17 protein-coding genes and 1 pseudogene are annotated in these 19,780 nt (G+C 60.6%); 14 read left to right on the forward strand and 4 right to left on the reverse strand.

Annotated elements, in window-relative coordinates; translation table 11 throughout:
* Window positions 1-56 precede the first annotated feature (56 nt).
* The 4 genes from ACP0KA_RS08345 to ACP0KA_RS08360 all read left to right on the forward strand — a co-directional run bounded on the left by ACP0KA_RS08345 (window position 57) and on the right by ACP0KA_RS08360 (window position 3,265).
* A complete protein-coding gene (locus ACP0KA_RS08345; RefSeq protein WP_424628353.1) occupies window positions 57-1,901 on the forward strand; it encodes a stimulus-sensing domain-containing protein in 1,845 nt (614 codons plus the stop codon).
* Window positions 1,898-2,344: an HPr kinase/phosphorylase gene (locus ACP0KA_RS08350; RefSeq protein ID WP_424628354.1), complete on the forward strand. Its 447-nt coding sequence runs from the start codon at window positions 1,898-1,900 to the stop codon at window positions 2,342-2,344. Before ACP0KA_RS08345 ends, ACP0KA_RS08350 begins: the two co-directional genes overlap by 4 nt.
* A gap of 208 nt (window positions 2,345-2,552) precedes the next feature.
* Complete coding sequence (locus ACP0KA_RS08355) at window positions 2,553-2,954, forward strand: PTS sugar transporter subunit IIA (RefSeq protein WP_002713595.1); 402 nt, start codon at window positions 2,553-2,555, stop codon at window positions 2,952-2,954.
* A gap of 5 nt (window positions 2,955-2,959) precedes the next feature.
* Window positions 2,960-3,265 carry an HPr family phosphocarrier protein gene (locus tag ACP0KA_RS08360; protein ID WP_424631519.1) on the forward strand — a complete coding sequence of 102 codons (306 nt, stop codon included), beginning with the start codon at window positions 2,960-2,962 and terminating at the stop codon, window positions 3,263-3,265.
* Window positions 3,266-3,317: 52 nt separating this feature from the next.
* Here ACP0KA_RS08360 and ACP0KA_RS08365 read toward each other — a convergent pair whose 3' ends face one another.
* On the reverse strand, window positions 3,318-5,024 hold the full coding sequence (locus ACP0KA_RS08365; protein WP_424628355.1) for a glycosyltransferase family 39 protein: 1,707 nt from the start codon (window positions 5,022-5,024) through the stop codon (window positions 3,318-3,320).
* A 179-nt stretch (window positions 5,025-5,203) separates the two neighbouring features.
* On the opposite strand from ACP0KA_RS08365, the gene lepA reads away from it, so the two are divergent.
* The 3 genes and pseudogenes from lepA to ACP0KA_RS08380 all read left to right on the forward strand — a co-directional run bounded on the left by lepA (window position 5,204) and on the right by ACP0KA_RS08380 (window position 8,810).
* Window positions 5,204-7,009, forward strand: coding sequence for a translation elongation factor 4 (lepA, locus tag ACP0KA_RS08370; protein ID WP_424628356.1), 1,806 nt, complete (start codon window positions 5,204-5,206; stop codon window positions 7,007-7,009).
* Window positions 7,010-7,852: 843 nt separating this feature from the next.
* A pseudogene (locus tag ACP0KA_RS08375) lies at window positions 7,853-8,032 on the forward strand (YegP family protein); the annotation flags it as partial.
* A 388-nt stretch (window positions 8,033-8,420) separates the two neighbouring features.
* On the forward strand, window positions 8,421-8,810 hold the full coding sequence (locus ACP0KA_RS08380; protein WP_424628357.1) for a hypothetical protein: 390 nt from the start codon (window positions 8,421-8,423) through the stop codon (window positions 8,808-8,810).
* Between the two features lie 10 nt (window positions 8,811-8,820).
* Here ACP0KA_RS08380 and ACP0KA_RS08385 read toward each other — a convergent pair whose 3' ends face one another.
* Window positions 8,821-11,031 (reverse strand): putative bifunctional diguanylate cyclase/phosphodiesterase, encoded by a 2,211-nt coding sequence (locus ACP0KA_RS08385; protein WP_424628358.1) that lies wholly within the window; start codon window positions 11,029-11,031, stop codon window positions 8,821-8,823.
* 404 nt (window positions 11,032-11,435) lie between these two features.
* Here ACP0KA_RS08385 and mepA point away from each other — a divergent pair, with 404 nt between their 5' ends.
* From mepA to modC, 5 genes are all read left to right on the forward strand, one after another.
* Window positions 11,436-12,371 (forward strand): penicillin-insensitive murein endopeptidase, encoded by a 936-nt coding sequence (gene mepA, locus ACP0KA_RS08390; protein WP_424628359.1) that lies wholly within the window; start codon window positions 11,436-11,438, stop codon window positions 12,369-12,371.
* A gap of 161 nt (window positions 12,372-12,532) precedes the next feature.
* A complete protein-coding gene (locus ACP0KA_RS08395) occupies window positions 12,533-12,742 on the forward strand; it encodes a TOBE domain-containing protein (RefSeq protein ID WP_424628360.1) in 210 nt (69 codons plus the stop codon).
* A 312-nt stretch (window positions 12,743-13,054) separates the two neighbouring features.
* Window positions 13,055-13,840 carry a molybdate ABC transporter substrate-binding protein gene (modA, locus tag ACP0KA_RS08400; protein ID WP_424631520.1) on the forward strand — a complete coding sequence of 262 codons (786 nt, stop codon included), beginning with the start codon at window positions 13,055-13,057 and terminating at the stop codon, window positions 13,838-13,840.
* Window positions 13,841-13,851: 11 nt separating this feature from the next.
* On the forward strand, window positions 13,852-14,547 hold the full coding sequence (gene modB, locus ACP0KA_RS08405) for a molybdate ABC transporter permease subunit (protein WP_424628361.1): 696 nt from the start codon (window positions 13,852-13,854) through the stop codon (window positions 14,545-14,547).
* 2 nt (window positions 14,548-14,549) lie between these two features.
* Window positions 14,550-15,233: a molybdenum ABC transporter ATP-binding protein gene (gene modC, locus ACP0KA_RS08410; RefSeq protein ID WP_424628362.1), complete on the forward strand. Its 684-nt coding sequence runs from the start codon at window positions 14,550-14,552 to the stop codon at window positions 15,231-15,233.
* Here modC and ACP0KA_RS08415 read toward each other — a convergent pair.
* On the reverse strand, window positions 15,217-16,071 hold the full coding sequence (locus ACP0KA_RS08415) for an ABC transporter substrate-binding protein (RefSeq protein ID WP_424628363.1): 855 nt from the start codon (window positions 16,069-16,071) through the stop codon (window positions 15,217-15,219). The two genes, modC and ACP0KA_RS08415, sit on opposite strands and share 17 nt — an antisense overlap.
* A gap of 73 nt (window positions 16,072-16,144) precedes the next feature.
* Here ACP0KA_RS08415 and ACP0KA_RS08420 point away from each other — a divergent pair, with 73 nt between their 5' ends.
* Complete coding sequence (locus tag ACP0KA_RS08420) at window positions 16,145-17,155, forward strand: FecCD family ABC transporter permease (RefSeq protein WP_424628364.1); 1,011 nt, start codon at window positions 16,145-16,147, stop codon at window positions 17,153-17,155.
* Entirely contained in the window at window positions 17,152-17,937 is a 786-nt protein-coding gene (locus ACP0KA_RS08425; protein ID WP_424628365.1) for an ABC transporter ATP-binding protein, read from the forward strand. The genes ACP0KA_RS08420 and ACP0KA_RS08425 overlap by 4 nt, the downstream gene beginning before the upstream one ends.
* Before the next feature lie 3 nt (window positions 17,938-17,940).
* Here the strand turns inward: ACP0KA_RS08425 and ACP0KA_RS08430 are convergent, their stop codons facing one another.
* Window positions 17,941-19,737, reverse strand: coding sequence for a potassium/proton antiporter (locus ACP0KA_RS08430; RefSeq protein ID WP_424628366.1), 1,797 nt, complete (start codon window positions 19,735-19,737; stop codon window positions 17,941-17,943).
* Between the last annotated feature and the right edge of the window lie 43 nt (window positions 19,738-19,780).

Consider the following 19,780-nt stretch of genomic DNA (forward strand, 5'->3'; position numbering starts at 1 on the left):
CGCGGATATTTACGATAGGGTCGCGACCTCAACGAAACAACCAAGCGGTTCAGCTTTTGCTTGATCGAACGCAGCTTGATCCGAATGACGACGCCAGGGATGAGTCATCGTCTCTGGCATCGGATTCTGATTCCTACACCGCGGCTCCCCAAGACACGTCGAGCCGTGGGTGGCGCAGTCCAAGCGAATTGCTCAGGAGTGCAGGCCGCTATTTCGTCGCCCTGACATTCTCAAGCCTGACCCGCCGCATTGTCTCGCTCAACCTGATCGGTCTGATTGCGATGCTTGCGGGTATTCTCTACCTGTCGCAATTCCGTGCCGGGCTGATTGACGCCCGCGCTCAGAGCTTGCTGGTACAGGCGGAAATTATTTCAGGCGCGATTGCGGCATCGGCCACGGTAGACACCAATGCCATTTCGCTCGACACGGATCGCCTGCTTGATCTGAAGACCGGCGAAAGCCTTCCCAGTGAAGACTCTCTTTCAGGCATCGACTTCTCGATCAATCCCGAACGCGTTGCTCCCGTTCTACGACGGCTGATTTCGCCGACCAAAACCCGCGCCCGCATCTACGGTCGCGACGGCGTTCTGGTTCTCGACAGCCGCAATCTTTACGGCCGCGGCGACGTCCTGCGCTTCGAACTCGCGCCGCCGACCGCCGAGAAGCCCGGCATCGCCGAACGGACCATGATCGCAATCCGCACATGGCTCAATCGCGGCGACCTTCCGCTCTACCGTGAGCTCGGCCCCGAAAACGGCAACGGTTATCAGGAAGTTCAGCAGGCATTAGACGGCAAGAAAGCCAGCATGGTGCGGATCAATGACCGCGGCGAGGTCATCGTCTCGGTCTCGGTGCCGGTGCAACGCTTCCGCGCGGTGCATGGCGCGCTGATGCTCTCGACGCAGGGCGACGACATCGACCAACTGGTGACCGCCGAGCGGCTCGCCATCCTGAAAGTGTTCGGCATCGCCGTCGGCGTCATGATTGTTTTGTCGCTGCTGCTCGCCAGCACGATCGCCGGCCCCGTGCGCAGGTTGGCCGACAGCGCGGACCGTGTCCGCCGCAGGATCAAGACCCGCGTGGAGATCCCCGACTTCTCCGGAAGGGGCGACGAGATCGGTCACCTGTCGCGCGCGCTGCGCGAGATGACCGATTCGCTCTACAATCGTATCGAGGGCATCGAACGGTTCGCCGCCGACGTTGCCCATGAATTGAAGAATCCTTTGACGTCGATGCGCTCAGCGGTCGAGACTTTGCCGCTCGCACGCTCCGATGAAAGCCGGTCGCGTCTGCTTGCTGTGATCGAGCACGATGTGCGCCGGTTGGATCGTCTGATCTCGGACATCTCGGACGCCAGCCGCCTCGATGCCGAGCTCCAGCGGCAAGATGTCGAGCCGGTGGATGTTCGCCGACTGCTGAACACATTGACCACGGTTGCGAACGAAACACGCCAGGGCAACGATGTGAAGGTCGAGACCCGCTTCGAAGGCGCACCGTCCGACATGTTCTCGGTGCCCGGACACGATTCCCGTCTGGGACAGGTGATCTCGAATCTTTTGACCAATGCGCAGTCGTTCTCGAATCCCGGCGGCAAAGTCCGGATCGTTTGCCGGCGCCGCAAGGGTGAAAAAGGCGAGAAAGGCTGGGTCGAAATCGTGATCGACGACGACGGTCCCGGCATCCGGCCCGGCGCGCTCGAAAAAGTCTTTGAGCGTTTTTACACCGACCGGCCGCATCAGGGTTTCGGCCAGAACTCCGGGCTTGGCCTGTCGATCTCCAAGCAGATTATCGACGCCCACGGCGGACGGATCTGGGCCGAGAATCGCGCGGGCCCGCTTGATGAAGAGGGCGACGCACGCATCGCCGGTGCACGGTTCACCGTGCGGCTGCCGGCGATATGACCCGAGAGGCGACTGCAAGCATTCACGCCTCTGCGGTGCGGGTTGGAGACCGCGCCGTGCTGATTCGCGGCCCCTCGGGCTCAGGAAAATCCCGCCTCGCCTTTGATTTGATTCTCGCCGGACGTGCGGGGCAGTCGGCCAAAGCAACCTTGATCGGCGATGATCGCGTTCGCCTGAAGCCGCTCGACGGCACCATAATTGTGCAAAACGTCCCCGAGCTTGCAGGCCTGATCGAGATTCGCGGCTTGGGAATCCGGAAAATCGAGGCCGCTTCGGACGCCATTGTCAGCCTGGTCGTTGACCTTTCCGCCTCCGACGCCGAACGCCTGCCACCGCCAGAAGCGTTGAAAACGATCATTTTCGGTGTGGAATTGCCCCGAATTCCCGTTGCCGCGGGCCAGAACCCACTACCTCTGGTCCTGGCCTTTCTTACGACAACTTAAGGTTTTCCGTGAGCCGCCCACGACCTTCGGATGATTGCTCGAAACGGATTGGTAGCCATATAAGCCCTACACTCGCCACCAAGCCGGCCAGCCCGACTCCTTCATTTTTCAGGGGGTACGCGGCAACAACCCCTCTTGCGTCGGGGCTCTGGATGGTCAACATGTGGCCCTTTCGTGCGGTGCACCACGCGCCCGCGAGGAGTCTTGGATGATTGGTCTAGTACTGGTGACCCACGGGCGTCTTGCCGACGAGTTCAAGGCGGCGCTCGAACACGTCATGGGTCCACAAAAACAAATCGAAGCCATCACGATTGGCGCCGAAGACGATGCCGATCTGTGTCGCAGCGACATTATCGAGGCCGTCAAGCGCGTCGACAGCGGCGATGGCGTTGCGATTCTCACCGACATGTTCGGCGGCACGCCGTCTAACCTCGCGATCTCCTGCATGAGCCGCCCGAAGGTGGAGGTTCTCGCCGGCATCAATCTGCCGATGCTGGTGAAGCTTGCGAAGGTGCGTGACGACAAGCCGCTGCCGGACGCCATTGCCGCCGCGCAGGAAGCGGGCCGCAAGTATGTCACCATCGCGAGCCGGGTGCTCGCCGGGAAATGAGCGACATGCCGGGCGAACAGACATCGACGGCCGGCGTCCTCGTCCGAGAACTTCCCATTCTTAACAAACGCGGCCTGCACGCCCGAGCTTCGGCAAAATTTGTCCAGACAGCCGAGCGGTTCGATGCGGAGCTGACCGTCACCCGCAACGGTGAAACCGTCGGCGGCACATCGATCATGGGTCTCATGATGCTGTCCGCAGGAATCGGCACATCGATTACGGTTTCCGCCACCGGTCGCGAGGCCCAGGCGGCGCTCGATGCCATTACCGAGCTTGTTGCGAACAAGTTCGGCGAAGAAGACGCAGGTTAGAGCTTCCGCCTGGCTGAATCGGAACGGAAGCCTCTATCCCGGCTTTGAAGGTCTATCCCTCTTCCTTCCGTTCCGGGCCAACGATCCATATTTTCCAGCGCACCGCGGGCCCGGCCTTGCCGTGGAAATAACGCCGCGCGGTCATCGTCAATTTTTCGGCGTTCGGCACGGTGTCATTCATCCACTTCTCGCACGTCGGCAGACGGGCATCGGTGGTGTCACACACGCCGATGAATCCGAGCCGCAGCGCCTCTTCGAGACTTGTCAGCCCGGATGCCCAGACCTCGCCCGGCGTCAGCGGTGCGGGATGGTCCGGACTGTAGAACGTCATCGGTTCACCGACTTCAGTCGTGCCGGCCACCACCGGCCAGCGGGAATTGAAACGCGCGCGCCACGCTTCGGTCAACTGTAGCGCGAATTCCGAACGCGGCGCGAAACGAGTGCCCGCCTCGCCGTCGCGCCGCACGGTCTGCACCGCAAAGATCGGCGAGATCAGCAACATCACGAGCGTGAACGCGAGCCACATCAACATCAGGCGGATCAACGCCATTTGCGTCACCCGCAACGATGGAATCGCAACCAGCGCCAGAGGCACAAGGAAAAACAGCGAGATGCCCCAATCGGTCTTCATGTAGATGCCGAAGACGACCGCTGCGATCGGCGGCACGACACCAACGATGATTTGCGTCACCCAAATATTGCGGGCCTGTGACAGATAGACGCCGGGATTGGGGCCGCGAGCCCAAGGCCGCTTTGCGGATTCGATGAATTCGTGAAAAATCCCTTTTGCGCGGATCGACTTCCACCACTGCAGCTTCCACGCCAGCGCGACGGCCGCCAACGCGATCGGAAGCAGCAACAAGGCGACGTTGTGGGCCAGATAGATCGACGCCAACCCTGACGTCCGGGCAAACGTCTGGCCCCCGTAAACGTCATCGGCATACACCAAGGGCAGAAAGTCCGACTGCTTCAGCCACCACAGGTGCGGCAACATCGCAACGACACACGTCACGATGGCCACCCATGGCGCGGGCGAACGCAGAAACTTCATCCGTTCGGGATGGATCAGCGCCGCAAGCCCCACGGCGCCGATCATGGTCAGCACCCAATATTTGGTCATCAAGGCGGCGGCGCCGGCAAGTCCAAGCCAGACGCCTGATTTCCATGTCCGCTTCTCGAACGCATCGAGATAGGCCAGCACCACCAGCGGCAGGGTCACGAGTTGCAGCAGGTCGGGATTGTATTTGAAGCCCTTGAAATTGAAGATCGGATAAATCGCGAGCATCGCCACCGTGAACATCGCGCGACGATGATCGACGACGCGTACGGCGATGAGCCAACACAGGACGAGCCCGCAGCCAAGGACCGTCATCGCCAGAGCGTAGGTCGCCCAGTCGGTTACAGGAAAGATCCTGAACCAGATGCCCGCGATCCAGCCCGACAGCGGCGGATGCTTGCCATAGCCAAGCTCAAACTTCCGCCCCCAGGCAAAGGCCTCGGCGACGTCCATGTGGACGTCCTGAGCACTTTTCAGCGCGGTCAGGATGATGGTCCAAAGCAAAGCATGGGCAATCGCAAAGCCAATGACAAAATTGAGGCTGGTACTGGGATCATGGGCCACAGCGGCCACCCAGGCCGCCACACGCCGCGTGACGGGCACATGGCGCTGACGCGCCCTCTCGCGGGATTTCAGTCCTGTTCGCGGCCCGGGATTTTTTCCGGAGCGGCGTCCCGTCACGGTGGATGACATATCGGACATTGCGGAAACCTGTCCTCGATCTGGCGCTGAAGTCGTCAGCCGTTGCTACTCGTGTCCGGGTTCTGACTAGCGCAAAGCCATGGCCGGCAACAGCAAATCATTGCGATTTCTGCGGAAGTCCGTGCCGGAACACCCCAATTTTGTTGCCGCTTTGCGGCGCGAATGCTATCCCGCGCCCCATGACAACGACCCCCATTTCCAACATCCGCAACTTTTCCATTGTCGCCCACATCGACCATGGCAAGTCCACGCTCGCCGACCGGCTGATCCAGACCACCGGCGGGTTGCAGGACCGCGAGATGAAGGAGCAGGTGCTCGATTCGATGGACATCGAGCGCGAGCGCGGCATCACCATCAAGGCGCAGACCGTTCGCCTGAACTACAAGGCCAAGGACGGCAAAGACTATATTTTCAACCTGATGGACACGCCTGGCCACGTCGACTTCGCCTACGAGGTGTCACGGTCGCTGGCGGCCTGTGAAGGCGCGCTGCTCGTTGTCGACGCAAGCCAGGGCGTCGAGGCCCAGACACTCGCCAACGTCTACCAGGCGCTCGACAACAACCTTGAGATTGTGCCGGTCCTCAACAAGGTCGACCTGCCCGCCGCAGAGCCCGAACAGGTGAAGCAACAGATCGAGGACGTGATCGGCATCGATGCGTCCGAGGCCGTGATGATCTCGGCGAAGACGGGCCTCGGTGTTCCTGACGTGCTGGAAGCCGTTGTCACGCGCCTGCCGCCGCCGCAGGGCGACCGCGACGCAACGCTGAAAGCGCTGCTGGTGGACAGCTGGTACGACGTCTATCTCGGCGTGGTGGTTCTGATCCGCGTGGTCGACGGCGTGATGAAGAAGGGCCAGCGCATCCGCATGATGGGCACCAACGCAGCCTATGATGTCGAACGCGTCGGCTTCTTTACGCCCAAGATGGTCAATGTCGACGAACTCGGTCCCGGCGAAATCGGCTTCATCACCGCCGCGATCAAGGAAGTGGCGGACACCCGCGTCGGCGATACCATTACCGATGACCGCAAGCCTGTCACCGAGATGCTGCCGGGCTTCAAGCCTGCCATCCCCGTGGTGTTCTGCGGTCTCTTCCCGGTCGATGCGGACGATTTCGAAACTTTGCGTGCGGCGATGGGCAAGCTGCGCCTGAATGACGCCAGCTTCTCGTTTGAGATGGAAACGTCCGCCGCGCTCGGCTTCGGCTTCCGCTGCGGCTTTCTCGGCCTCCTGCACCTCGAGATCATTCAGGAGCGGCTGTCGCGCGAGTTCAATTTGAACCTGATCGCAACCGCGCCGTCCGTTATTTACAAGATGCATCTGACCGACGGGCAGGAGATCGAGATTCACAATCCGATCGACATGCCGGATGTCGTCAAGATCGCCGAAATCCACGAGCCATGGATCGAGGCCACGATCCTCACGCCGGACGAATATCTCGGCAGCGTGTTGAAGCTATGCCAGGAACGCCGCGGCACCCAGAAAGAACTGACCTATGTCGGTACCCGCGCCATGGCGAAATACGAACTCCCGCTCAACGAGGTGGTGTTTGATTTCTATGACCGCCTCAAGTCGGTGTCGAAGGGCTACGCGTCGTTCGACTATCATTTGACGGATTACAAGGCGGCAGACCTCGTGAAGATGCAGATCCTGGTCAACAACGAGCCGGTGGATGCACTGTCGATGCTCGTGCACCGCACCCGTGCCGAGGGCCGCGGCCGCGCCATGGTCGAGAAGATGAAGGAGCTGATCCCGCCGCACATGTTCCAGATCCCGATCCAGGCGGCGATCGGCGGCAAGGTGATCGCGCGTGAAACCGTCCGCGCGCTGCGCAAGGATGTCACCGCGAAGTGCTACGGCGGCGACATCACGCGCAAGCGCAAGCTTCTGGAGAAACAGAAGGAAGGCAAGAAGAAGATGCGGCAGTTCGGCAAGGTCGACATTCCGCAGGAAGCCTTCATTGCCGCGCTCAAGGTTGATAGCTGAGCGCAACTCGCATCGGTCGACTCTGCTTCTGCCGGATCTGACGGCCAGAGTTATTAGCCGTCACTCCTTCGCCCCGCTCACATTCTCCTCAACCCATGCCGTGAGCCTGCCGGCATCAGCGTTGCGAATAAGAATGTTCAGGAGCTTGATACCTGCCGGGGAGCGGAAAGGCCGCGAGCGCAAGACGGCATTTTTTGTTGCTCCGCCGGAAATAGCCCGGATGAGCTATTTGCAGCCACATCCGCGCTCGATATGTTGCTCCTCGTTCCGCGGTACCGATAGATTCGGCCATCTATATCCATTTTCCGGTTATCGTTTTCGCATGAGCTGATCCGTAAACATCCCGACGGGCGTTACATCATGATAAAATCAACACTCTTTGGTGCGTGTGCCTTTGCGATGCTTGCGATGGCCACGACGACAGCGGACGCCCAGCAGATGCCCACTGCGCGGATGTGTAAAGCCGGGATGCCTTATACAAAATGCATGGAGAATTGCTTTGAGGCCGGTGCCGGCAGCAGAAAGCCCGCGAAGTTTTGTGGCAACAAGTGCCTCAAAATGGGGTGCAAATAATCGTCCCCCTGCTGGTCTGCAGCTGAGCCGTAAACGGCCAGTATTCATCTCTCGGCGGAAGTTGAGTTTAGCTCTTACCGCGAAAGGCTTGAACATTGAGTGAAGCTGGTTGTGAAAGCGAGCCGCGACCGAGGTCTCTCATGACTGGTTTTTGATGAAGCCGATCCGGAAATAGCAGGGGCCGCTCGTCATCTGGTGCGCGCCGTATCTTGACTCTGGTTCCATCAGCGCCAACGGTGCCGTTGCTTCGAATCAGCTTTGGAGAACGTGATGGCCTACAAGTTCGAGATTTACAAAGACAAGTCCGGCGAATTCCGTTTTCGCTTTCGTGCGCCGAACGGCGAGAAGATGTTCGCCTCGGAGGGATATTCCAACAAAGCGTCGGCCAAGAGCACCATCAAGTCCATCGTGAAGCACGTTGCTTCCGCCGACATCGAGGATGTCTCGAAGGAAAAGAAAGCGTCCAAGGACACCCCTAAGGCAAAGAAGACCAAGACGAAGAAAACGAAAAAGTCGAAGAAGTAAGGCACCTCTGCAGCTGTCTTATCGGTTCGACAGTCGACGAACAAAATTCGCCCCGGCGCCTAGCGTCGGGGTTTTGTTTTTTAGCGCCTGGGGTGGTGGTTCAGAAGTTCGCTTCATTTTCTCCGCACATCCTTCAAGCGAACTTCTGAACCTGAACCACACTAAAATCATAGATTTGCTAGTGTCCTTTTGGATCCGAAGTTCGCTGCGCGATGTGCCGGAATGTAAGGCGAACTTCGGGTTCAAGACACTAGGGAACAGCTTCATATGACACGCGTTTCTGCTTCATCACCATCTGTCGTGGAGGCATGTCATGCCACGTGGAGACAAATCCAGTTACACCGACAAACAGAAACGCAAAGCGCAACACATCGAGGAAGGCTACGAACACCGCGGCGTCAGTGAGGATGAAGCCGAGCGGCGGGCCTGGGCCACCGTCAACAAGGAGACGGGCGGCGGCAACAAGAGCGGCTCAGGACGGGGTGTCAAGGACACCAACGTAGCAGCCAAGAAAGGCGGACGCATTGGTGGCCCGCGGGGTGGTAAAGCGGCGGCCAGACGGCCCGCAGCGGCGCGCTCGCGTTCCGCCAAGAAAGCTGCGGCCACCCGCAAGCGTCATGCGGCTGCGCGGTCTAAATCTGCAAAGAAGACAACGGCTCACAGGACCGGACGCAAAACGGCGAAACGCAAATCGGCTCGCTAACACGCACGAGTTAGGCTGCGGCTTCACCCGAGTTACGCTGCGCAAGCAACAGACGCATGATCTCCTCGTTCGGCCGGGCGCGGCTGAACAGGAAGCCTTGGCCCTCGTGACATCCTTCAGCGCGCAAACAGCTCAATTCAGCTTCGGTCTCAACGCCTTCAGCCGTGATCGTTACGCCGAGGCCCTTGCCGAGGCTGATGATCGAACGCACGATGGCCTGCGCGTCCTGATTGGAGCCAAGATCGCGAACAAACGACTGATCGATCTTGATCTTGTCGAACGGGAAACTCCGCAGATAGCTCAGCGACGAATAGCCGGTGCCGAAATCATCCATCGAAATTCGCACACCAAGTGCGCGCAGTGCATGCAGCGTCGCAAGCACCTGATCGCTCTTGTCGAGCAGGACCGTTTCGGTGATTTCAAGCTCAAGACGCTTGGGTGACAACTCCGCACCCTTCAGCGCGTCCATCACGACCGGCAGCAGATTGCCGACCTTGAACTGCAACGGAGACAGGTTGACGGCAACGCGCACTTCGTCCGGCCATTGCGCGGCGTCTATGCAAGCGCGGCGCAACATCAGCCCGCCAATTGCGCTGATCAATCCGGTCTCTTCAGCGACTGGAATAAACTCGCCCGGCGAAATCATGCCGCGCTCGCGATGCGGCCAGCGCACCAGCGCCTCAAACCCCGTGATGCGCCCGCTCTTCAGATCAACCAGCGGCTGATAGTAAGGCTGCAACACATTGCTGTCGATCGCCGCGCGCAGATCGGTCTCGACGCGGCGGCGCGACTGCGCACGTGCATCCATTTCAGCTTCGAAGAAACTGAACGTGCCATGACCTTCGCTCTTGGCACGGGACAACGCCATGTCCGCATTCTTGAGCAACTTTTCCGCATCGTCGCCATCGCCTGGCGCAATGGCGATACCAATGCTGGCGCCGCTCACAATCGTATTTCCGTCGAACAGGTAGGGCTCGCTAATCGTATCGATCAGACGCTTCGCAAGGAACGCGACATCTTCGGGACGATCCACACCGGCCTGCACGATGGCGAATTCGTCCGATCCAAGGCGTGCCACCGCGTCCTCTTCGCGCAATGAAGAACGCAGTCGCTTGGTGACGCCTTTCAGGAGTTTATCGCCGACGGCGTGCCCCAGCGTGTCGTTGATGCCTTTGAAGTTATCGAGATCGAGAAACAGCACCGCGACGTTGTCGCCACTGCGGCGCGTGTGCGCCAACAACTCGTCCAAGCGTTGACGCAGCAGAATGCGGTTTGGCAGGCCGGTCAATCCATCGTGCTGCGCCATGAAAGCGAGCCGTGCCTCGGCGCGTTTACGCTCGGTGATATCCATCAGCGCAAGCAGCACTGCCGGCTGATTGTCGAACATCAAATGGCGCGAATAGATCGCGACGTCGATGAGCGATCCGTTGGCCTTGATATGCTTCCAGGTGCGTGCAGCACGCTCGTCAGTGGTTTGCTCGCTGACCCAGGGCATCGATTGATCGAAGGCCTGGACATCGGAAATCTTCAATTTCTCGAAGTCGGCACGCAGATAGCCATAGTGTTCGATCGCCGCGTCGTTGACACCGATAATGTGCCCATCGCTCTGGGCGCAGACCAGCATCGGGACGGGGTTGCCGTCGAACAGCAGCCGGAAAGACGCCTCGCGCTGCTTGAGCTCGGTAATATCGACGCGCAGGCCGATGATGCCGCCGTCGTCCGTCAGCCGCTCCTCGATCAGGACGCAGCGGCCGTCCGAGAGAAGCTGCTCATGACGCTGGCCAGGATGGTAGAGCTTCTCAAGTCGCTCGGATATCCACTCCTCTTCGCGTCCGGTGGCTTGGGGATAGTCACCGCGTTCCACACCGATGCGCAACGTATCCTTGAGATTCGCCCCCGGTCGGAACAGGTCCGCACTCTTGCTATAGATCTCGGAGTATTTCTTGTTCCAGAGGATGTAGCGACCCTCGGCATCGAGAAACACTATGCCTTGCGGCAGAACGTCGATCGCTTCGCGCAGGCGCGCATCTGACGTCTGGGCCTGCGCAATCGCGGCTTCGATTTCCGCGCGCTTGCGAACAACCTCACCGATCGCGGCAGCAGCCTTGCGGTTTTTCTGCGCAAGCTTGGGCGCAGCCTTCGCGAGCCGAACGGTTGAGATCCGCTTGGGCGATATGGCCTTTCCAGTTCTGGTTTTTGGTTTTGGCCGATTATTCGGCATCGCCTCGCCTGCTCTTTGCGTTCTGCAACGGGCATTCTCATCCAAGTGTCTGAAAAAAGGGTATCTTGCCCGAGGCTTACTACCCGAGCATCGTTGGCTCCGCCCTCCCGAGTGTTCGCCTGACGTACGCCATTGAAGGCCGGTTCTCGTAAGTCCTGCTATTTTCGAATCTGCTGCGTGTATCGGGGTTCTAGAGCGGGCTGCCACCACACAAACATGCACGAATTTTATTCCGGAGCGACGACGTCATTGTCGTGCTCATGACTAATGAAACGTTAATATCACTGGCCGGTGTCTTTCTTTGGATCCGCGTTCGCTGCTGAAGGTCCAACACCGGTCAACAGCCATTCAATTCGCCGTCATGTCGTCTCGTGCGTCAGCGGCTCTTCAGCTATAAGCACGCCATGATGCGGCCTCGTCTGATTCTCGCAGTCGTCCTGTTCCCCGCCATGCTGGCGGTGACCGCTGTTCAGGCGCAGGATAAAGGTTCGGTTAACCCAAAACCGCTTCCGCCGCTGGCCAATCCGAATGATCCCAACATCGCGGCGAAAGAGCTGTTTGGCCGCAAGCCAAAGCCGGCGTCACTCCCGGTCCACTCCATTGGCTTCTATGCCAAGGGCTGCATCGCGGGCGCTGAAGCTTTGCCGATCAATGGGAAGACGTGGCAAGTCATGCGACTGTCACGCAATCGGAATTGGGGGCATCCGGACCTGATCGCACTGCTTGAGCGACTGTCCGAGAAAGCCCACAAGGTCGCCGGCTGGCCTGGTCTTCTCGTCGGAGACATGTCGCAGCCACGCGGCGGCCCCATGCTGACAGGCCACGCCAGCCATCAAATCGGGCTGGACGCCGATATCTGGCTGACACCGATGCCGGCGCGGATGCTGTCGCGCGAGGAGCGCGAGGAGATATCCGCGGTAATGATGGTTCGTCCCGATCGGCTCGATATCGATCCGAAAGCGTGGACACCAACACATCTGTCGGTGATCCGTGCCGCGGCGCAGGAACCGCAGGTGGAACGCATCTTCGTCAACGCCGCGATCAAGAAGGCGCTCTGCCGTGAGGCGAAGGGTGATCGCAGCTGGCTGTCCAAGGTGCGGCCGATGTACGGGCATGATTATCATTTCCATATCCGCATGAAGTGTCCTGCCGGAAGCGGAACCTGCACACCGCAGGAACCACCCAGTGGGAGTGAGGGCTGTAGCGCCGGCGATCTCGCTTACTGGTTCAGCGACGCTGTGCTTCATCCCAAGCCACCGCCGACACCGCCAAAACCCAAGCCGCCATTGACGCTGGCCAATCTTCCGACCGAATGCCGGCAGGTCCTGCTCGCCCCGTGAGCGAGCCTTTCAAGCTTTGAACGTGCAGTCTGCGCCTGATAGGTTGGCATTCGTTGCGCCGTAAGCGCGCCAAAATCAGAGGCCACTCTCCTCACCTCATATTGCCTCATCGCTCAACGGCGCATTCACGAGCGATATCTGCTACCGAAGAAAGGATTGTCATGAGAATTAGCGCACGCAACCAGATCAAGGGAAAAGTCATCGAGGTCAAGAAGGGCGCCACCACTGCGCATGTGCGTGTCGATATCGGCAACGGACAGATCGTCACCTCGGCAATCACCAATGAAGCGGTCGACGAACTTGGCGTGAAGACAGGTGGCGCGGTGACCGTGGTCGTCAAAGCGTCAGACGTGATGATCGCTGTCGACTGAAGCTTTTATGGTGGTTCGCGATCGACGCGGACCACCGCTCTCAACTTCGCTGCCAGTGCCAAGGGTTCAATTCATCTGATATTTGCGGGGCCTGCGACAGCATAGCGGCCAAAAAGCCTTTACGCAGGTGCTGTGCCTGATATGTTCGCGCCACGATGCCCCGGCCAGCCGTAAGCCTGCTGGGGACACGGAACGGCGCTTCCGGTTGTCGTACAAAATTCAACTTTGCCGATGCTTGCAGGGCCTCCGCGCTGCGGGCGGCTTTGGAGCGCCATCATGAATTTACTCTCCCGACTTTTCCTCGCCTTTACGATGTTGCTTGTACCCGCGCTGCCGCAGGCTTTCGCGCAGGACAGCAAGGCGACGACCGCCCCCGCCGCTGCACAGGACAAGGTGCTGACGGTTTTTGCTGCAGCTTCGATGAAGAATGCACTCGACGAGGTCGACGCCGCTTACACCGCGAAGTCTGGCGTGAAGGTTGCCGCAAGTTACGCTGCAAGTTCTGCGCTGGCCAAGCAGCTCGGACAAGGAGCTCCGGCCGATATCTTCATCTCTGCCGATACCGATTGGATGGACTATTCCATCGGCAAGAAGGCCATCAATGAACCGACCCGCGTCAACCTGCTTGGCAACAAGATCGTGTTGATCGCACCGAAGGATTCGAAGATCGGCAATGTCACCATCGGACAGGGCTTCGATCTCGCCAAGCTCGCCGGCGATGGACGCATCGCAACCGGTGACGTGAAAGCAGTTCCGGTCGGAAAATATGCCAAGGCTGCACTTGAAAAGCTGGGCTCATGGAAGGCTGCCGAGCCGAAGTTCGCGATGGCCGAAAGCGTTCGCGCGGCACTGGCCCTGGTCGCACGCGGCGAGGCTGCGCTTGGCATCGTCTACGAGACCGATGCGAAGGTTGAACCGGGCGTGAAGATCGTTGGCGCATTCCCCGCGGATTCGCACCCCGCCATCATCTATCCTGTCGCCTCGACAGCAACCGCCAAGTCTGATGCCGCAGGTTATCTGGCGTTTCTGCGTTCAGGCACTGCCAAGACTATTTTCGAGAAGTACGGCTTTACATTCCTGATCAAGCCGACATCATAAAACGAACGACTGTGTTTCAAATTTCTGCCGAAGAATGGACGGCGATCCTGCTATCAATCAGGATCGCCGCAGTTGCCACGTTGATCGCGACACCGCTCGGTGTCGCGGTGGCGTGGCTATTGGCGCGGCGAGACTTCTGGGGCAAGGCCGCGCTCGATGCCGTGATCTATCTCCCCCTCGTACTGCCGCCTGTCGTCACAGGTTATCTCCTGCTGCTGACATTTGGCCGAAAAGGCCTGGTCGGTGGCTGGCTCGCCGATCATCTCGGCATCGTGTTTGCGTTCCGCTGGACCGGCGCGGCGTTGGCCTGCGGCGTGATGTCCTTTCCGCTGCTGGTGCGCCCCATCCGATTGTCCATCGAAGCGGTCGACCGGAAGCTTGAACAGGCGGCGAGCACCCTTGGGGCGCCCCCCTGGCGCGTGTTTCTCACTGTAACGCTGCCGTTGGCGCTTCCCGGCATTGTCGCCGGCATGGTACTCGGCTTCGCCAAGGCCATCGGAGAATTCGGCGCAACGATCACATTCGTCTCCAATATTCCGGGCGAAACGCAGACGATTTCGGCGGCGATTTACACGCTGACTCAGGTCCCGGACGGCGATGCCGCCGCGTTGCGCCTCGTCATCGTGTCGATTGCGATTGCGATGATTGCGCTGATTGCCTCGGAAATTCTGGCGCGCCGCGCCACGCGACGGCTGCACGGATACTGACGATGCTCTCAGTCGATATCATCAGGCAGCTCGGCAACTTCACCTTGAAGGCTGCCTTCAAAAGCAATGGCCTCGTGACAGGCCTGTTCGGAAACTCCGGTGCCGGCAAGACATCGATCGTCAACATGATCGCCGGCCTGACCAAACCAGATCGCGGCCTGATCTCGCTGGACGGCGAGACACTCGACGACACGGAATCCGGAATTCACGTTCCGCCTCACCGCCGCCGCATCGGCTACGTGTTTCAGGATGCCCGGCTATTCCCGCATCTCAATGTCAGACAGAATCTCGACTATGGCCGCCGCATGAACCGGCTCGGCTACGATGCGGCTGCCGAAAACCGCGCCGTCGAATTGCTCGATATCGGTCATCTGCTCGATCGCCGCCCGGCGCAGTTATCTGGCGGCGAGCGCCAGCGCGTCGCGCTCGGCCGCGCGCTACTGGCCAAACCTCGCCTGCTGCTGCTCGACGAACCGCTGGGCTCGCTGGATGAACAGCGCAAGGCGGATATCCTGCCCTACTTCGTTCGCTTGCGAGACGAAGCCAGCATCCCGATGGTGTTCGTCAGCCACGACGCCAACGAAATGCGCCGGCTTGCAACCAACGTCGTGATCCTAAAGCGCGGCGGCGTCGCCGCATTTGGCGGCGTCGAAGTCCTGCCGAACGGCCTTACCGCAGCGTCTTGATCGCCCTGGCGAGATAATCCAACCCCTCAATCAACGGAGGACCGCCGCACAGCGTGTAGCGCGATGGAAGATCAATCCGCCGGTTCGCACCATAACGCGCCAGCAGGGCCGGATGCGTGATGAACAACGCACCCTGGTCTCCCGCAGTCTGCGGGGGATCCTGCAGCACCAGAACATCGGGACCGTCGACCAACAATTGCTCGAGGGAGACATATCCGCCGAAACCGCCGAGGTCGGAAGGCGAATTCGCCGGCGGCCGCAAACCGGCAGTCGTCAACATGCCGGCCACCAGACTCGCAGGGCCTTCGCTGTAGCCACCACGCTGCACGACAAGCGCGGTCATTGGTGGCTTCAACGCAACCGCTGCCAGTTGCGTTTCCGCTTCTTCAAGCTTGCGCGCCATCGCTTCGCCGCGGTCGGGATGGCCAATCAGCCGGCCGATCTCCCGGGCCTGCTGGATCGCCTCCGCGGTGTTGCTGATGAAGCGAACTTCCGCAACGCGGATTCCCATCGCGCTCAGCATCGCTTGTGTCGGACGATTGCTGGGTCCCACCAGCACAAGATCAGGCGCCAGATTGACGACCGACTCTGCATCCCAATCGAGCCGAGGGAAATGCGCAGCCTGATCGGTCGTGACCGACAGCGCGGCGTCCGTCGCATAGGGCGACAGACCCGCAATCTGCGAGGGATCCGCCAGCGCAAGCAGCAACTGGTCCGCACAAAGATTGAACGAGACAATCCGCTTCGGCGGCGCCTCGGCCCGCGCAGAATCTTGCTCGCCGTAAGCGCCCGTTAAGCCAAGAAACACGGATAACGCGATGATGGTCTTCTTGATCATGACGCTCCGTTATGCCACGCCACTTGGACGGCGTCAGCGTTCCTTCTGACGTTTAGACTGCATTTGGATCAAGATGACTTTTGAGCGTCGAGGCAACTGGCTGACTGTAATTCTCGCCATTCTGGTGGCGGGACTGTTCGCGCTTTCGCTGATGACCGGCCCTGCCCATTTTTCGCCGCAAGCCGTCGCCAGTGCATTGGTCTCGGATCATGGCGTGACGTCCATCATCGTGCGCGACATCCGGTTGCCGAGAACGTTGCTTACGATGCTGATCGGCGCCACCTTCGGATTGGCCGGCGCCTCGCTGCAGGGCCTGTTGCGTAATCCGCTCGCCGAACCCTCGCTCTTCGGCGCGCCGCAGGCGGCGGCCGCCGCCGCCGCCGCAATCATGGCGTTCGGTCTTGCCAACGCCCTGTCCCTCGCTGTGCCTCTCGGTGGCATTGCAGGCGCGTTGCTGTCCGTCGGAGCGCTGGTGGCCATCGCAGGACGCCGTGCATCGCTGACGGTCACGCTGCTCGCCGGTCTGGCGCTCGCAAGCCTTGCCGGCGCCGCCATCGCGCTGATCCTCAATCTCGCCCCCAATCCCTACATTGCACTGGAAATCGCGTTCTGGCTCCTCGGCTCGCTGCGAGACCGCAGCATGGAGCATGTCTGGCTCGCCGCGCCTTTCATGCTCGTGAGCTGGGTGGTGCTTGCACTCAATGCCGGCGCCTTCCGCGCCCTGACGCTCGGAGAGGACGCTGCCGCATCGCTCGGGGTGAATGTCGAACGCACGCGTGTGCTGGTGGTCATCGGCGTCGCACTCGGCGTCGGCGCCGCCGTCTCCGTTGCGGGCGCGATTTCGTTCGTCGGCCTCGTTGCGCCGCATCTGGTGCGGCGATTTTACGGTTCCGATCCCGCACGTGTTTTGCTGCCTGCGTCGCTGGCGGGTGCGGCGCTGCTGACTGCAGCCGATATTGCCGTCCGACTGGTGCCCGGCGCTGTCGAGATCAAGATCGGAGTCGTCACCGCGCTAATCGGCGTCCCATTTTTCCTGGCGATGATCTTCCGTGAGCGGCATGCGCTGGAGGACAGCACGTCATGACGCCAAACACCGCTCCCCGTCTCGTCGCCAACCACATCACGGTTATCCGCAATCGTCGCAAGACCGTGGACGACGTCAGTCTCACGCTCAATGCCGGCGAATTGACGGTTCTCGTCGGTCCCAACGGCGCGGGTAAGACAACGCTTGTGCGCGCGATCATTGGCCTGATCGCATCGAAAGGGTCCGTCAGCTTCGACGGCACCAGTCTTCGTGCCATGACGCCGCGGGCGCGGGCGCGCGCGATTTCTTATCTGCCGCAGGGCCACGAATTTCACTGGCCCATGAGCGTGGACAGTATCGTGGCACTGGGCCGCGAGCCGCACGCCGATCCCTTCTCACAGACATCCGCGGCCGACCGCGTCGCCATCGAGCGCGCGATGCAGGCAACGGCCGTGACAGAATTCTCGTCGCGCCTCATTTTCGAACTGTCAGGCGGCGAGCGTGCACGCGTCGCCATTGCCCGTGCTTTAGCGACAGAAGCATCGGTGCTGATCGCGGACGAGCCGACGGCGTCCCTCGACGAGCGCCATCAATTGATCGTCATGGATCTGCTGCAACGGATCGCTCATGACGGCACAGCCGTGCTTGCAATCATTCACGATCTTGCACTTGCGATGCGGTTCGCCGATCGCGTCGTCGTCATGCATGAAGGGCAAATCGCGGCCAATGATACGCCTGCTCTCGCGCTGACACCGGACCGGATCGCGGAGGTATTCGGCATATCGGTCAACCGCGTGGAAACGCCGGATGGCCCTTTGCTGATCCCTTCGCGCGCGCTCTAATCCTCAAGGACCGGTCAGCGACGACCACACCTTCGACAGTTTGCGCTTTGCAACCGCCCGCCGTGTCCGCGGCAGCGGGGGCGGCGGCTCATCTTCAGGCAACCGAAGGCCGACAATATTCACCCGGTTGCCCCCGATACTGCGCGCGACCAGCACGATGGTGTCGAGCGGCAAGGTCGCGTTGACCCGCGGCGCGTGATCGAGGTGGATATCGAAATAATCCGCCAGCGTCAGATGCTCGTTGCCCGGCTCGACATTGACGCCATAAATCTCTGCGACATCCTTCAGCAGGACATCCCCGGGCATCATGAAGTCGCCAAGCAGATGCGGATCGGGCGCGGGCACCACCGGCATATCGACAAAAAAGCGATCCAGCGCCTCAGCCTTTTCGGGAGGGGCCAGCAGATAGAGATAATCGCCCTTCACGATCGGAGCCGCTTCGACCGGCGACAGGATCTTTTCGTCGCGGATCACCAGCGTCGGCTTCGACCATGAAGGGATCAATCCGCGCTTGAGATAGAGGCTGTTGGCACGGACCGGATAACCGACCAGCTGTTGCTCAAGCTGCCCTGGCAGATCGAGCTCGACGCGGCGCGGTCCCCGCTCTGCCCGCGGCAGCGCGACGTGGAGCCGCCGTGCAGCGGTGCCGAGCGTCCAGCCTTGCAACAGCAGTGAGATCAGTACGACGATGAAGGCCACGTCGAAATAGACGTGCGCATTCGGCAGCCCCACCAGAAGCGGAATGGAAGCCAGAAAGATCGCGACGGCGCCGCGCAGGCCAACCCAGGCGATAAAGGTCTTTTCCCGCCAGTTGAAACGAAACGGCGCCAGGCAGAGAAACACGGCAACTGGCCGCGCCACCAGCATCAGCACCAGCGCCACTGCGGTCGCGGGCAGCGCGCTCGCGAGCGTCCGCTCCGGCGATACGAGCAGGCCCAGCAACACGAACATGACAATCTGGGCGAGCCATGTGGCAGCATCCAAAAAGGTCACCACCGAATTGTGCGCGCGGGTCGGACGATTGCCGATCAACATGCCGGCAAGATAGACCGCGAGGAACCCAGATGAATGGCAGATCTGCGCGATGCCGAAGATCACCAGTGCTGCCGTCGCGACGAACGGTGCGTGCAATCCCTGCGGCAGGGCGACGCGATTGAGCAGGAACACCACGAGCCATCCGCCGGTGACGCCGACCAACGTGCCGATCACGACTTCTCGTCCGAACTGCAGGGCAATGTGAGTTCCGGAGGTCTGGCCGAGCGACAGCAGTTCCACCATCACCAGCGTGAGGAAGATCGCGAACGGATCGTTGGTGCCGGATTCGACCTCCAGCGTCGCACCGACACGCGGGCGCAGGCGCAAACCTTGGGCATGCACCAGGAGGAACACCGCCGCAGCGTCGGTGGATGCAATCACGGCGCCAACCAGCAGCGCCTCCGACCAGCCGAGGCCCAGCGCATACTTCGCGACCGGCGCCGTGATCAGCGCGGTGAGCAGCACACCCACGGTAGCCAAGACAATCGAGGGCCCGAGTACGGTGCGGATGGTCTGAAAACGGGTTTTCAGGCCGCCATCGAACAGAATCAGCGCCAGGGCTAGCGAACCGACAAGGTACGTCGTCTGCACGTCGTCGAAGCGCAAGCCGCCGGGCCCGTTTTCACCCGCCAGTATACCGATCAGCAAGAAGACCAGCAGCAAGGGAGCGCCAAAGCGCAGCGCGAGCAGGCTTGACAGGATGCCCGCCATAACGAGCACAGCGCCGAGCAGGATGGCAATGCTAACCGTATCGAGGGATGCCATTACCGCTGTTTGTCCACCTCTCCCTGTGCCGTCGCAAATCGTT

Source organism: Bradyrhizobium sp. SYSU BS000235, assembly GCF_049747295.1.
In the GTDB taxonomy this organism is placed as follows: Bacteria; Pseudomonadota; Alphaproteobacteria; order Rhizobiales; family Xanthobacteraceae; genus Afipia.